Below are 2,540 nucleotides of genomic sequence, written 5' to 3' on the forward strand. Positions count from 1 at the left end.
ATTATACTTTTCGCTTTCCTATTTGGTATTCAATATCTTATTACAGTATTAGCATGGAAGAAATCAAATAAAATTTAATAAGTATAGACGAAAAAGCTTATCTTTTAGTACTTAATGATAAGCTTTTTATTATTTTTTCATCTTTTTTCGTTTTGGGGTACAATGAATTTCTTAGCTTGATAGCGATGTGTCCTAACCTCTCTTCTTTTACTATATCAATGTAGAGACTAACAGAGGAATTCTCAACAGTTTGTAAGAAACATTTTAGGGTAAATATTTGATTCCACTTTATTTTAAATCTACATTAATTGTTCTTTTTATCTACAATTTCAACACTCATTGAACTAAACCATATATGACCAGTACCTTTTAAAGACACTCCTACTGATAATGTTTCTATATTTTTAGGTACATCTAAAATCACAAAATATTCTTTCCACGAATTTTCCACACTTAAAGAATTAGAATGTATATGATAAACCTCCCAGAGATCTTTTCCCTGTTGCTCAGCCCTAATCCATAAACCAGCATATTCTTTAACTGACTTTGTCATTATCATCCCTGAAAATTTAACCCTTTCACCTACATATAGATGTTTATCCAAAAAACAGTATGATGTACCATATCCTTCGTGATTTTCTAAAGAATACAAGTTTTTTGAAACTTCATTTGTATATTTCACATTAATATCATTATATAAAATATAATTACCCGGATTCCGTCCACCTAATATCCATTCTGTCACTTTACTAGTCTTCATTATTATACCGCCTATTCATTTATTTAATTTCATTAATCAACTTAATCTAATTTGAATTATACTCATAACTACTATGTTTTTTTTGATAATTTTTGCTAAATGCCATCACAACCAACAACTTCTATATTTAAGCATAACAGTCGTTGATTTATTAATAACAAATAAGCCCCAAAAGATTATCTGGGACTTTTTTTTCTTCTATTCTTTTTTATATATCCATAAATACTATCCATAACAAATTCTTCGTTTTTCTTCCAACACTCTTCCGCTTCCTCTAATGTACAAATTTTTATTAATTCATTAATAGCAGTATCTTTTACTAAGAATGTGGCTACAGTACCTGTAGATTTTGAGTATTTGGCTATTACTGCATCTATAATATTATCCATTTCCAAAGAAAAACTTCCTTGAATATCTTGTTTTAGCATTGTGGTTTCGGATAGTTCTTTTAATCGGGAATTAAGCATGAATTCTACATAACCCATTGGCGAATCTATATCTACACGGAAGCGGATATCATCAATAATTTCTAAAACCAATTCCTCATGTTTTTTCCATTTTTCTAATACTGTAGGATATACTTTCCCTTTACATCGCTCTTCAAAACGTTTAATTTTCTGTTCAAATGTATTTGGTTGCTGAAATTCATCTAATTTTTTTTCAAAATGAGCTAAATCCGTGTCCTTTCTTTTTTGACTACGTATGATAAATCTAATTTTTTGTACCTTCCTACCTAACTTAATTTCTTCAAATTCAAAAGATATATCAGTTTTTTGATTTAATTCTTTTTGGGAAGGTTTCAATACACGCTGTTTAAAATTCGCATAATTAGGATATACATCAATTGCATCTAAGTAATATCTTAGATTCTCAAGGCTAATTGTCCGCTCTTTTATATGTTCATATTGTTTTAATAACTCATAAATTCGGATAGCGTATGTACTTTTTAATTTAACAACATTAGCCAATCTATAACTTGTAAATTTACTACTTAATTCTAATAAGAATGGCTTCAATAATGGATCAAAACGCAGATCAATTGTCCCTTTATTTTTGTTATAAATTGCTGAAGAAAGCCAAGAGACTTGTATTAACTCTTCTCCTATCCTAATTTCAATTACTTTAGACACTAATTCCTTTGTAATTTTACTTAGCTCAGTATATTTCGTTGACCCACTTAGGCCAAGTAAATCATGAAATTGTTTAATTGGAAATGTATATGTTTTAAAATCCCGATCACTTGGTTCAATATTACTTGCCAAGCAAAGCAGCATCTTTTGTTCTACTAAATTCAAACGTGAATTTGCTTCAATTAAAGTATTAGATTTCGAAACAATATTATTCTCTTTAATCTGCAAATCTTGTTTTAGAGACATATCTACATACGTCCTTTCCTTACCAGCTTTATTGCTACAATAACTATAACAAATATACCTCTTTTGTTATAGTTAATTTTTAATAACCTAATTTTTGGTTTTCCTTAAATGCTTTCTAATTTTCATAAAGGAATTCAGATTAATTTCATTTAAAACATATAATATAGTTATGTAAATAAGTTTTGAAAGGCTATATTTTAAAAATATCTTAATCAAATACTAACAAATATGGCTCATCGTATACATAACCAAATTTGTTATCTTTAAAACCATTTTCGTTATAATAAAGAAACCAAATTTGTTACCATTAAAACCATTTTCGTTATAATAAAGAAACCAAATTTGTTACCATTAAAACCATTTTTGTTATAGCTAGAACCAGATTTGTTATCTTTAAAACCATT

The 2,540-nt window shown here is 27.7% G+C and carries 2 protein-coding genes; both read right to left on the reverse strand.

Translation table 11 applies throughout. The features are described 5' to 3' along the window. Positions 1–304: 304 nt before the first annotated feature. Positions 305–760, reverse strand: coding sequence for an AraC family transcriptional regulator (locus DN403_RS30705; protein ID WP_098437853.1), 456 nt, complete (start codon positions 758–760; stop codon positions 305–307). 176 nt (positions 761–936) lie between these two features. Next, complete coding sequence (locus tag DN403_RS30710) at positions 937–2,136, reverse strand: replication initiation protein (protein ID WP_098834136.1); 1,200 nt, start codon at positions 2,134–2,136, stop codon at positions 937–939. Between the last annotated feature and the right edge of the window lie 404 nt (positions 2,137–2,540).

Origin of the sequence: Bacillus sp. AY2-1, from assembly GCF_008368965.1 — a bacterium.
Classification (GTDB): domain Bacteria; phylum Bacillota; class Bacilli; order Bacillales; family Bacillaceae_G; genus Bacillus_A; species Bacillus_A thuringiensis_S.